2 protein-coding genes are annotated in these 13,583 nt (G+C 41.4%); both read left to right on the top strand.

Going from position 1 to position 13,583, the window contains the following annotated elements:
- The first annotated feature begins 219 nt into the window (after nt 1-219).
- Nucleotides 220-1,425 carry an ACP S-malonyltransferase gene (gene fabD / locus ACR32F_RS18520; protein ID WP_440109493.1) on the top strand — a complete coding sequence of 402 codons (1,206 nt, stop codon included), beginning with the start codon at nt 220-222 and terminating at the stop codon, nt 1,423-1,425.
- Between the two features lie 272 nt (nt 1,426-1,697).
- Nucleotides 1,698-13,571, top strand: coding sequence for an amino acid adenylation domain-containing protein (locus ACR32F_RS18515; RefSeq protein ID WP_440109492.1), 11,874 nt, complete (start codon nt 1,698-1,700; stop codon nt 13,569-13,571).
- Nucleotides 13,572-13,583: the final 12 nt, after the last annotated feature.

Below are 13,583 nucleotides of genomic sequence, written 5' to 3'. Positions count from 1 at the left end.
TAAAGAACAGCACTAAATGCCCCGACACAGAGGCCAACAAGGAGCCCAAAAAGGATCACGAATTTTTTTCCGTTCATAGATATAGATAACCCTCCTTTTGACTTTATTATTGCATAACTCACAATGAAAGTTTATTATAAATTTTGCAAACAAGGAATTTATTGGTTTTGTTTAGCTTGGGTATATGAAATATAAAGTTGAATACATGGAGGGTGCTGGATGAGTAATGTAGCTCTGTTGTTTCCGGGACAAGGTTCTCAGATGGTTGGAATGGGTAAGGGCTTTTGGAATCATTTCGATGTAGCCAAGAAGTTATTTGAAGAAGCCAGTGATGCTATTTCTATTGATTTGAGAAAGTTATGTTTTGAAGGCAGCATGGATGATTTGACCATGACGATGAACGCTCAGCCTGCACTTTTAACTGTTAGTGTCATAGCTTTTCAGGTGTATATGCAAGAATTGGGTGTAGAACCCGCTTATTTGGCTGGACATAGTCTGGGAGAATATTCGGCTCTGGTATGCGCTGGTGTTCTTTCTTTTCATGATGCTATTAAACTCGTAAGACAACGAGGGATCATTATGCACAATGCAGACCCACATCAGCAAGGTACTATGGCGGCTATCTCACACATTCCATTAGATACACTTCAAAAAATATGCGATGAAGTTTCCACGAGTGAGCGCCCTGCCTGTGTAGCTTGTATGAATACCGACCAACAGTTTGTGATCTCGGGACATCGTCACTCCATACAAGAAATTATAAAAAGAACAGAATCCATGGGAACAAAACATTCTTATATCAATGTAAGTGGTCCCTATCATTCGCCCATGATGCAACTCGCAGCAGAACAATTCAAAGTTGAATTGGAACAATATCAATATGAACATGCGAAATACCCGATTATTTCCAATGTTACAGCGGTACCCTATCAGCCTGATCAATCTGTCGTGGATTACTTAAATGGGCAGATGACGATGCCTGTAAGATGGTCAGAGTCTATGCACTATCTGGTTGAAAATGGGGTTACTGAAGTTATAGAGTTGGGTTCTAAACATGTGTTAGTTAGTCTTATGAGTAAAATTACGAAGCGTATTGTACCTTACTCTCTAAATCAGCCTTCTGATTTACTAATGCTTACAAATACACAAGAAAGAAAAAATAAGTTGTTAACGATTCGGAAAAAGTTGTTATCTAAACTGATGGTAACTGCACTCATTTCACGGAATTATAACCAAGATTCGATATCATACACCAAAACGGTTGAGCCCTTATTTCATCAATTACAACGGGTAAAGGAACAAATAAACAAGAATGGATATGGACTCAATGAAGAAGAGATAAATGATGCTCTACAGGTATGCCATTCCATTCTTACAGCGAAACAAATTCCAATGGACGCAACCGCGTTGATTGATGCAATCTAGTACCCTATTTGTTCTCTCGCAAGATTTATAATATAGCGCCAGGCTGCCTCATTAAAGGTGGCCTGTTTGTCGTTTGATGCTTCTGAAGTTGTTGAAGGTTCAGACATTTTGTCATAAATATGTAAAAAGTCAGCTATTTAATCTCTATATTTTACCATATAGTAACAATAAATTGATTGAAATTACATATATTTCTATGGTAAAATTTTGCTTGAAAGTATGTGTAACTAATTAGATAAGCGTGATAGAGATGATCCATTTGGAGGAGAGATATGTATACTAATCAGTTTCGAACATTAGTGGATGTAATCCACGACAGAAGTAAAATAATGGACCGTGGTATTCGTTTTATCGACGCGGACAAACGTGAAACTTTTATACCATACCATCAATTATTCATTGAAGCACAAGGCTATTTGGGTCACCTACAAGACATCGGCATGAAACCAAAGCAAGAGATTATTTTTCAGATCCAAGAGAACAAACGCTTTTTAGTCGCATTCTGGGCTTGTCTACTAGGTGGAATGATCCCCGTACCTGTAAGTATTGGTGAAGATGAAGAACAAAACTTGAAGGTATGCCGTATATGGGAATTGCTGAATAACCCCTTCATGATTGCATCTGAAAAGGTACTGGATAAACTGAGAAAGTTCGCTTTAGAACATGAATTACTGGATTTTCATCATCAACTAGAGTCTAGAACGGAAATGATACAAGACCACGTATATGATTATAAATCTGTAAAATATGATGAGCCTAAGCCAGATGACTTGGCATTTATTCAATTTTCTTCCGGATCAACCGGCGACCCCAAGGGCGTTATGCTGACCCATCGAAACCTCATTTATAATGCTTGTGCTGCTATTAATGGTACTAAAATCAGCTCAAACGATAGTTTTCTCTCCTGGATGCCACTTACCCATGATATGGGTTTGATTGGATTTCATCTCGTACCCCTCGTGGCAGGTATTCATCAATACTTGATCCCAACGGAAGTATTTATTCGAAAACCGATTCTATGGATGAAAAAAGTAAATGAACACAAAGCAACCGTACTGTCCTCTCCTAACTTCGGTTATAAGTATTTCTTGAATTTCTTTCGCGAAGACAAAGCGGAGGGATGGGATCTGTCATCTGTCAGAGTCATCTATAATGGTGCGGAACCTATATTACCCGAAGTGTGCTATGAGTTCCTAAATGTATTGTCAGCATATCACTTAAAGAAAACAGCTATGTTTACCGTATATGGGTTAGCAGAGGCCTCTGTTGCCGTTTCCTTTCCTAAGGTAGAAGAAGAATTTACTGCGGTATACGTTCACCGGGATCATCTGAACTTAGGGGAGCGTGTCATCGAAGTCGAGAAGCATGCTGAACATGTGGCATCGTTTGTTGCCGTTGGCGAGGCAGTTGATTATTGCCATTTTAGAATTTGCGATGAGGAAATGAACAGTGTTCCCGATTTGGTTATTGGAAAAATTCAAATCAAGGGGGATAACGTCACCCAAGGTTATTATAATAATTCACTAGCAACGGAGAAGTTATTAACGCACGACGGATGGGTGAATACAGGAGATCTGGGTTTCATCATGAACGGAAAACTGGTTGTAACAGGGCGGGAAAAAGACATTATTTTTATCAATGGTAAAAATGTATATCCCCATGACATTGAACGTGTCGCCATACAATTAGATGATATTGAACTCGGAAGAGTTGCTGCTTGTGGTGTGTTTGATTCGAATAGTCAAAGTGAAGAAATTATTGTGTTTGTCGTTTACAAAAAAAAGATCGAACACTTTCTGCCCCTTGCTAAAGAAATCAAGAAACACCTATATAAACATGGAGGATGGAGTATCAAAGAGGTACTGCCCATCAAAAAATTACCAAAAACAACAAGTGGGAAAATCCAGCGATATCAGTTAGCCAAGCAGTATGAAGCAGGCAAATTCTCAAGAGAGTCTGCTTTCATCCATGACTGGAATAAGAATGATAATGACAAGGCAAAAGAAAAGGCTGCTGTTTCGGTTCGAGTCATAGAACGTGAATTGATTTCACTATTTTCTGAAGTGCTGGTTGGGAAAAAGGTTGAACTTGAGGATAGTTATTTTGATATGGGTGCAACTTCATTGCAGCTGGCCCAAATCGCTGAACGTATAGAACAAAAATATGGAGAAGAGCTCGCTGTTACGGACCTCTTTACTTATCCCTCGATAACTGAATTGGCAGCATATCTGGTTAGAGGCTACAGTGAGACCAAGCAAGTCAACAAAACGCTGGAGGATCATACTCCCTCCAAAGATATTGCTATTATCGGTATGTCTTTGAATCTCCCTGGTGCATCGAATGCAAGCGATTTTTGGCGTGTTTTGGAAAATGGAGTGCATAACATTCGGGACTATCCTGAAAGTAGGGGAAAAGACGCAGCGGATTATATGCAATCCATGCGAAGTGAAATGAGCGAAATTCAATGGATCAAGGGTGGTTACTTAGATCAAATTGATCAATTCGACTATTCTTTCTTTGGAATAACCCCAAAAACCGCACAATTTATGGACCCGAATCAAAGAATGTTCTTGCAAACGGCATGGCATTCGATTGAAGACGCTGGGTACGCAGGGGAAGGAATCAATGGAAGAAATGTGGGCGTGTACGTGGGGTATTCCAAAGTTGGATATGACTACGAACGGCTCGTGACGGCGAGTTACCCCGCAGAACTCAAAAATTATATCATTGGAAATTTACCATCTGTACTGGCGAGCAGAATTGCATATTTCTTGAATTTAAAAGGCCCAGCCTTAACGATTGATACCGCCTGTTCATCCTCACTTGTTGCTGTTCACATGGCATGTAAAGGATTGCTTGCTGGAGATTGTGAAATGGCAATCGCAGGCGGCATTCGAACGGCATTATTACCGATAAGTATCGGATTGGATATGGAATCTCCAGATGCATTGACAAGAACGTTTAGCGAAGATGCCAACGGCACGGGATTTGGCGAAGGTGTTGGAGCGGTAATGTTGAAGCCAATGCAGCAAGCGATTAAGGATGGGGATCATATCTATGGTGTGATTAAGGGAAGTGCGATTAATCAGGATGGTAAGACGGTAGGAATCACAGCACCTAACCCGGAGTCACAGACAAATGTGATCGAACAGGCATGGAAAGAAGCTGGCATTTCTCCTGATACGCTTAACTTTATTGAAGCACATGGAACCGGGACAAAATTAGGTGATCCTGTTGAGTTCAATGCTTTGCGTAAAGCTTTTGAGAAATATACGGATCGGAAACAATTTTGTGCGATTGGATCTGCCAAAGCAAATATTGGACATAGCTTTGAAGCGGCGGGTATTGCTGGATTAATTAAATCTATTCTTATGTTTCAACATAGAAAGATTCCACCATTGGTTCACTTTGACAAGCCTAATCCCATGCTTAAGTTTGAAGCTTCACCTTTTTATGTGAATCAGGAATTAATGGCTTTTGGTGAAGAAGAGGGTCCATTACGATGCGGGGTTAGTTCTTTTGGTTTCAGTGGTACCAATGCGCATGTGGTTCTCGAAGAATATGTTCCTTCCAAAACAGTAGATAGAAGGATGTCCCAAGAGCCTAATCTATTTGTTCTATCTGCTGCTACGGAACGGGCGCTGGATGAACTGGTCAGAACGTATCATCAATATATAACCGATCACACGGATGTTTCCATTCAACAAATCTGTTATACAGCCAGTACGGGAAGGGCTAATCTGGATTATCGACTTGCCATCGTAATCACGAGTACACAAGAATTACATGAAAAATTGCAACACATTGCAAGCGGAGAGGGCAAGCTGCCAAATGTTTATTTTGGTTATGCCAAAAAAGACAAGACGCTTGTTACCGAACATCTGTATGCTCGGAGGAAGGCAGAATCTTTAAATGAACTCGGTCAGTTATTTACACTTGGGGCAGTGATTGATTGGGAGAGGTTTTATAATCACGAAGTCATTCGGAAAATTCCATTGCCTTTATACCCATTTGAACAGAAGCGGTGTTGGATTGAAGTTAAACATCCGATACCAGCGGGACATAGGTCAGAGAGGAATGAGGTTCAAATGGAGATGAATACAAACGATATTGAATTAAAGATTAAAACAAGCATCAGTCGTGCCTCAGGGTTGAAGTTGGAAGAGTTGGATCATCATGCTCATTTTCTCCAAATGGGGTTGGATTCCATCATTCTTGTGCAAATTCAGAAGGAGATATCAGAGCTGTTCCGTTTGGATATCCCGATGGAAATGTTCTTTGAAACCCTTACAAATATTAATTCCTTAGTTAAATATGTGTCAGAGAATAGTAAGCATAATGATGTATTTGAAAATATAAACAATCAAACGGATCAGGAGCATACCGAACAACGAAATCTGGCATCTGTGAACAATACAAACATGGCAAAATCATCAGGTAATGTTTCGGAGCAAATTGTGATGTCTGCCATTCAGCTCATGGAATCCCAATTAAAAAGTTTGAATATGCTGTTAGGCGACCAGATGAATGCTGTTCAATCCCCGCTTTTGGAAATGAAACATAATGAAACCAAAAAGATCCAACCTATTTCGGAATCGAAGGAAGCTAAACCCTTTATACCGTATCAATCGTTGAAAATTCATGAAGAGAGTGGATTCTCACCGCTTCAGAACCAGTATATTGAACAATTTATAACAAAGTATACCGCAAGAACCAAAGGCTCGAAGTTAAAAACAGGCCAAACTCGTTTGGTTCATGCGAATAATCGCAATGTATCTGGATTTCGTTCGTATTGGAAGGAAATGGTGTATCCCATCATTTCAACTCGTGCAGAGGGATCTAAGATATGGGATATGGATGGCAACGAGTATTTGGATCTGACGATGGGATTTGGTGTGAATCTATTTGGCCATAATCCAGCTTTTATTCAACATGTAATGGTAGACAGCCTTCAAGAACAAATGCCCCCATTGGGTCCGATGTCAGACTTGGCAGGAGATGTCGCAGCAAAAATTTCCGAGCTGACGGGTGTAGAGCGTGTCGCATTTTATAATTCAGGAACAGAGGCTGTCATGGTTGCGCTTCGTTTAGCGAGGGCAGCAACAGGGCGTTCCAAAGTTGTATTATTTTCAGGATCTTACCACGGTACACATGACGGAGTGTTGGGTGTAGCGAATCCAGGGGATGCTTTATCGTCTGCGCTGCCTATGGCTCCTGGTATTGTACAAAGCGCTATGGATGATTTGATTATTCTTAATTATAACCATCCGCAATCATTGGAAATGATTCAGAGCCTGGGTGATGAATTGGCTGCTGTGCTTGTAGAGCCGGTGCAAAGTCGAAGACCTGATGTGCAACCAACGCAGTTTTTACGCGAACTCAGAAAGATTACGAAACAATTCGGGATTTCACTTATTTTCGATGAGGTCATCACTGGATTTAGAATTGGTTTGGCTGGAGCGCAGGATTGGTTTGGCGTTCAAGCAGATTTGGTTACCTATGGAAAAGTCGTCGGTGGAGGTTTGCCTATTGGCATAGTCGCGGGTAAAGCTGAATTTATGAATGCGGTAGATGGTGGAACCTGGAACTTTGGTGATGATTCTTACCCTTCCGACGCAGATAAGAAAACGTTTGTCGGTGGAACCTTCTGTACACACCCTCTTACGATGAGAGTAACGTTAACGGTATTACAGTATCTACAATCCGAAGCAGGGACTTTATATAAGGAATTAAATGAAAAAACAGATTATCTTGTAAAAGAATTAAATGCGTTTTTCAAAACATCGAATGTACCTATGCAAATGGTAAACTATGGATCTTTATTTAGATTTATTTCATTTGGGGATATGGAGTTATTCTTCTACCATTTAATTTATAAAGGTTTATATATTTGGGAAGGCCGCAACTGTTTTATATCGACTGTGCATTCCATGGATGACATGGATACGATTATCAAAATTGTGAAAGAGACGATCCATGAACTCCGTGAGTGGGGATTTATCCCTGGCGACTCGCCTGTTTCGGAATATCCGCTCTCTTTAGAGCAAAAACAATTATTATTAACTTCGTTACATGGCGAAGATGCAAATGCTGCATTAAATCAGAGTGTTATTTTAAAAATGACAGGCGACATAAAACCTTCCACACTGGATCAGGCCGTGAATCAGATCGCACAGCGTCATGAAGCCCTGAGAACAGTCATTCATGCCGATCGTGAAACACAACAAATCAGATCCGTAATGGAATTTCAGTGCACTTGCTTGGATTTCTCATCGTATGCCGGTGAGGATCAGGAACAGGAAATTTCCAATTGGTTATCTGCCGATGCGAGTGAAGCCTTCGATTTACAGTCTGGGGAACCGCTATTTAGAATCACCTTGCTGAAACAGGCAGCGAATCAATACCTTATGGTGCTGACATTTCATCATATTGTTGTAGATGGCTGGTCGATTGCTGTATTCATTCAAGAGTTGGAACATACCTATTCTGCTCTTGTCCGAGGGGTTCCGGTTCAATTACCTGAAGCCACTCCATTCCGTCAGTATTTAAGCTGGCAACGACTTGAACATGAAAAAGGGTCATTTACCCAAGGGGTCCAGTTCTGGAAAGAGCAATTCTCCTTATCCTATCCCAACGTTACACTTCCAACGGTGCAGTCCGATGATGTGCAAAAGGGTTATTCAGGTGAAAGATATTCCATGAAGCTGGATCATCGATTAACAGAATCATTGCGAACGTTAAGTATTAATAATAAGAGCAGTTTGTTTGTAACCATGTTTGCAGCGTTTCATTTATATTTGCATCAACTAACAGGGCAGTCTCAACTTGTCATCGGCGTGCCTACGGCGGGGCAGTCTCATATGCGAAAAAATGCGCTGATTGGCAACTGTGTCAACATTGTACCTGTTCATCATGCCGTGTTGACGGAGCAGTCCGTAGTAGACCATATTACTCAGCTCAAGGAAGCGCTGGCTCTTGTCATGAAGCATCAGCATGTTCCATTGACCCTCGTATCCGAACAGCTTGCTCATATGACTGCACCGGATACCCGGATTTTATTCAATATGGACAGAACGATTCATCATCTTCAATTTGAAAATATAAAGACTGAATTCATGTCGTATCCCATCAAACATATTCCTTACGATTTATTTCTTAATATTACGGATGTTAGCCATGAATTGTACCTGGATTTTGATTACAATACCGATCTTATTGGACCTGAGATGATGAAATTGTGGTCCGAAGGATTTAAGGGTTTGCTGCAAAATATGGTGAGTCATCCAGAGGCTGAAATTTCGTCTTTGACGTTGTTCTCATCCGAGCAACAGGACCAATTACAGGAAATGTACAATCGGTTTGTTACGGAGCGACTTCCTCACGTTAATTATGCAGCCATGTTCGAGCCTCCAGTCAATGATGTAGAGAAAAAGCTGGCTTTGATCTGGGAGGACGTATTATCCCTGGATCAAATGGGGAGAAATGATCACTTTTTTGATCTCGGAGGAAACTCGCTCAAGGCGACAGTAATGCTCTCCAAGGTACATGAGCAGTTTCAACACAAAATTTCAATCGTTCAATTTTTCAAAAACCAACGTCTGAAAGAGCTTGCCAGTCTAATTACAGGCGAGAACGAGGAAGCATTCATTCCGATCAAGGCATTGGACGTGAAGGAATTCTATGAGACGTCATCTGCACAACAGCGAATCTACTTTCTGGATCAATTTGAGCCGAATAGTGTGTTTCAGAACATGTGCGGTCATATTACGGTTACAGGAAAAATCGATGAAGCTAAATTAATTTCGTCATTAGAACAAATCGTGCACCGTCACGAAGCTTTTCGCACCAGTTTCCATCTGATTGATGGAGAGCTTTACCAGCGTATTGCCCCAACGATTGATTTTGAAGTGAAACGATCTCAGGAAAGCCCTGATTCATTCGAACAACATGTTAAGGCGTTTGCAAAACCATTTGATTGTTCCAAGGCGCCATTAATACGTGCCGAGTTCATTCTTGTAAACGATGATCATGCAGAGATTCTCATCGAGATGCATCATATTATATCGGACGGATATTCTGTTGGCATTCTTGCGAATGAACTGATCGATGCGTATGACGGAAGAAGCATGCCGGAGATTGAGGTTGAATACAAAGACTTTGCAGCTTGGCAGAAAGAATTTCTGGCGGGGGAGTCGTATAAGCAGCAAGAAAAATATTGGCTGGATCAATTTAAAGGGGAGATTCCGAACCTTAATCTGCCTACTGATTTTGTTCGGACACCCCATTTGACTTCGGCAGGGTCAAGACTGTCATTTGTGTTGGATCAACATTTGAAGCAGTCGCTGGAGAGGCTTGCGAAACAAACGGGAACCACGATGTTTATGGTGTTATTGGCAGCGTACAATGTGCTGCTTCATCAATATACGGCTCAAGAAGACATGATTGTAGGTACGCCGACATCAGGAAGAAACCATCCGGATGTCGAGAATATGATAGGTGTCTTTATTCAGACGGTAGCAATTCGATCACAGCCAGCCGGGAATAAGTCGTTTCGATCCTATCTCGAAGAAATTAAAAAACAATCCCTGGATGCATTGGATAACCAGGACTACCTTTTTGACAACCTTGTAGAGAAATTAAACACACATCGTGAGTCAACCGGGACAGCACTTTTCAATACCATGTATATCTTTTTGAATACTGCGCTGAACCAAAGGCGAGAAAAGGATTGCAGCTTTAAAGTCAGAGAATTAAATATCGGTGTATCGTTGTATGATCTGATGTTCATTGTTGAGGATGATAACGAGTGCCTGGAAATGCACTTTAATTACAAGACAGAACTATTTGAACGGGATACCATCGACAGGATGAAAACCCATCTGTTCAACATCCTCAGAGACATTGTGATCGAACCGGATGCTGCCTTGTCCGATATTCAAATGCTGTCTGAACATGAGCAGAACATTCTTTTATATGACTTTAATGATACTAACATAGAATATTCCGATCGGACCATCCAGGAATTATTTGAAGCGCAGGTGGAACGGGCACCCGATCAAGTTGCCGTTAGCTTTGGAGATCAGCGATTGACGTATCGTCAATTGAATGAACGGGCGAATCAGTTGGCACATACGCTTAGAGCTCAGGGAGTGAATCAGGATCAATTTGTAGGCATCATGACAGATCGTTCGATTGAAATGATCGTTGGCATCTTTGGCATTTTAAAAGCAGGCGGGGCGTATGTACCGATTGATCCGGATTCTCCTGGAGAGCGTATCCGGTACATCTTGCATGATTCGGGAGCAACGCTGTTAGTCACGCAAACCCATCTAAAGCAGGTGGTATCGTTCAATGGCCAAATCATGGATTTGAACGATGAAAAAACCTATGCAGCTAATCTGTCGAATCTGGATCCGGCCGGGGATTCCGGGCAGTTGGCTTATGTGATCTATACTTCGGGTACAACTGGTATGCCAAAAGGCGTGATGATCGAACACCGTCAGATTCATCACTTGGTAAAAGCGTTGTATAGCCAGGTTATGGATGATCAGCATAAAAGTTTGCAAGTCGCTTTACTTGCGCCATACTATTTCGATGCATCTGTTAAGCAGATTTTTGGCGCACTGCTATCAGGTCACGCCTTGTTTATTGTAGACAAGGAAACGGTATTGGATGGACAAGATTTAATGAATTATTATCAGCAACACCAAATTGATTTGACAGACGGTACACCTGCGCACCTGAAATTACTTTCGAAGGCAAACAACGTTCAAGGAATATCGTTGAAATATATGCTCATTGGCGGTGAGGCTCTTTCTCCGCACAGTGTAGCTGAACTCACATCATTATTTTCTCGCAATCATATCACGCCGCCAGCCATGATCAATGTATACGGTCCGACCGAATGTTGTGTGGATGTTGCGACGTACAGTGTAACTCCAGAGCAACTGAATACAGCAAATAGACAAGCTTACCTACCGATTGGACGAACGTTAGGAAATAACCGGCTGTATGTATTAAACAAACATGAAAAAGTCCAGCCTGTGGGCGTCGCGGGAGAATTATGTATTTCTGGCGATGGGGTAGGTAGAGGGTACTTGAATTTACCTGAGCTAACAGCGGAGAAATTTGTGCGTGATCCGTTTGTCCAGGGGGCGAAAATGTACAAAACGGGAGATTTGGTGAAATGGCTTCCGGCTGGCAATATCGAGTATTTGGGAAGAATGGATCACCAAATTAAAATTCGCGGATATCGGATCGAAGTAGGGGAAGTCGAAGCAGCACTGGTAAATATAGAGTGTGTGAAAGAAGTCATCGTCATTGCACATGAGGATGATCATGGGGACAAATCGTTATGTGCATACTTTACAGCGGATTCCACGCTGACCGTGGGAGAGTTAAAACAAAGCCTCTCTAAGGTATTGCCAAATTACATGGTTCCAGCCTACTTTATACAATTGGATCACATGCCTCTGACATCAAACGGGAAAATCAATCGCAAATCACTTCCGAGTCCAGAAGAAAACATACAAACGGGAAGTGAATATATAGAACCCCGAACTGGGGTGGAAAAACAGCTACTGTCTATTTGGCAAGACGTGCTTGCCGTGAAAAAAATCAGTGTAAAAGATCATTTTTTTGATGTAGGTGGCAACTCTTTACGTGCGACCAAGCTGGCATCCAAAATCAATCAAAAACTGAATATCCATATTTCGGTAAGAAACGTCTTTGAGTGGCAGACCATTGAACAGATGGCTCAATGTATTGAACAAATGGAGCAGGATGTATTAGTGTCCATTCCCCAAGTGGAGGAAAAAGAATATTATCCTATTTCTTCAGCACAAATGAGAATGTACATCATGAGTATCAAAGCCGGCAAGGAACTCATGTACAACATGTCAGGTATGTTTAGGCTGGAAGGAGCGCTTGATCGGATCAGATTGGAAGAAGCATTCCAACAATTGATTCATCGTCATGAATCGCTTCGGACCGCATTTAAAGTCGTACACGGGGAACCCAAACAAATCGTATATTCTGAAGTGAATTTTGGGATTGAATTGATCAAGTCAACGGAAGAAGAGATCGAAGACCAAATTGAACAGTTTGTTCGATCATTTGATCTCGGACAAGCACCTCTTATGAGAGTAAGGCTGATTGAACTTCAGCAGGAGCGTCATGTATTGCTGGTAGATCTGCACCATATCATTGCAGACGGGCTATCCGTGCAAATTCTGATGACCGAACTTAGTCAGTTCTATAAGGGAGAGGAGCTGTCTCCTCTTCAAATTCAATACAAGGACTATGCTGAATGGCAGCAAATGCAACTTCATAGTGAGCGGATGAAAAAGCAGGAGAAGTATTGGCTTACTGTGTTTGGTGAAAGTATCCCGCTATTGGATCTGCCAACAGACTATGAAAGACCCGAAACCCTAAGCTATGAGGGAGATGTATTGGACATTGTTTTGGAGGAAGACATCCTTCCGGGCTTAAGAAAAATGGAAGCTCTGACAGGAACAACGCTATACATGATTCTATTAGCCGCCTATACCATTTTGTTGTCTAAATACAGCGGGCAAGAAGATATCATCGTGGGAACGCCGATTGCAGGAAGGACGCATGCTGAGCTGGAGCCGGTTATGGGGATGTTCGTGAATACACTGGCTATTCGAAATTATCCTGCGGCGGATAAAACATTCACGGAGTATCTGCTGGAAGTGAAAGAAAATATGTTGAACGCTTATGAGAATCAGGATTATCCGTTTGAGGAATTGATCGAGAAAGTGAATGTAACCAAAGATGCTCGGCGGAATCCGTTGTTTGACACCATGTTTGTATTGCAAAATACAGATGCCTCAGAGATTCAGATGGATGGAGTAACATGTATGCCTTATGCTCCAAATACTAGAGTATCCAAATTCGATTTAACGCTGTATATCACCGAACTGCATCACAAGTTAGAAGTGGCCTTTGAATACAGTACGATATTATTTGAGAAAACAACGATTGAGGCGATGTCACAAAATTTATTGCTCATATTAACGACGATTTGCCATGAACCTCATATCGAAATCAACAAGATTCAATTGGTTGAAGAATTAATGAATGAGGATACGCTGACAGATTTAATTGAAGTGGATTTCTTCTAAACTAACCTAAAA

The organism is Paenibacillus hebaui (assembly GCF_051934385.1).
GTDB lineage: Bacteria > Bacillota > Bacilli > Paenibacillales > Paenibacillaceae > Paenibacillus.
Note: the sequence above shows the minus strand (reverse complement) of the source record. Positions and strands in the feature narration are given on the sequence as shown.

Bases quoted from the DNA above. Each gene is read 5' to 3' on its own strand.
- ACR32F_RS18515 (WP_440109492.1), top strand. From the start codon at position 1,698: ATGTATACTAATCAGTTTCGAACATTAGTGGATGTAATCCACGACAGA.
- fabD (WP_440109493.1), top strand. From the start codon at position 220: ATGAGTAATGTAGCTCTGTTGTTTCCGGGACAAGGTTCTCAGATGGTT.